General features: G+C 65.2%; 1 protein-coding gene and 1 pseudogene. Both read right to left on the bottom strand.

Annotated elements, in window-relative coordinates:
- A pseudogene (locus AC1D14_RS22600) lies at positions 1 to 245 on the bottom strand (lipoyl synthase); the annotation flags it as partial.
- A 13-nt stretch (positions 246 to 258) separates the two neighbouring features.
- The coding region (locus tag AC1D14_RS22595; protein ID WP_476969239.1) for an L-serine ammonia-lyase, iron-sulfur-dependent, subunit alpha at positions 259 to 600 on the bottom strand (342 nt) is incomplete at its 5' end.

Below are 600 nucleotides of genomic sequence, written 5' to 3'. Positions count from 1 at the left end.
GTGCATTCGGAGCCGCCGATCAGGAACGTGGCCTCCTTGTCTTCCCAGCACTCGAAGATGTTGGGGCAGCCGGCCTCCTCACAGACGGTGTGGAGGCCCTCTTTCTTGACGAGGTTCTTGAGCTGGACGAACTCCGGGCCCATCTGGACCTTGGCCTTGATCCACTCCGGCTTGCGCTCCACCGGGGTGGCCGCATTACGCTGCTCAATGCGCAGCATCTTCCGGCCTTCTGGTGCCAGTGTCATTGTTCTCTTTCCTTCAGCATTCGACGACGTTGACGGCGAGGCCGCCCATGGCCGTTTCCTTGTATTTGGAGCTCATGTCCCGGCCGGTCTCCCGCATGGTAACGATCACTTCGTCGAGGGACACCCGGTGCGAGCCGTCGCCCCAGAGCGCCATCTTGGCGGCGTTGATGGCCTTCGCTGCCGCGATCGCGTTGCGCTCGATGCAGGGCACCTGCACGAGCCCGCCGATCGGGTCGCAGGTCAGGCCCAGGTTGTGCTCCATGGCGATTTCCGCGGCGTTCTCCACCTGCGCCGGCGTGCCGCCCATGACCTCGGCCAGGCCCGCGGCGGCCATCGACGACGCCGATCCCATCCC

Source organism: Arthrobacter sp. P1_B11 (assembly GCF_056406715.1).
This window is presented reverse-complemented; position numbering and strand designations above follow the sequence as displayed.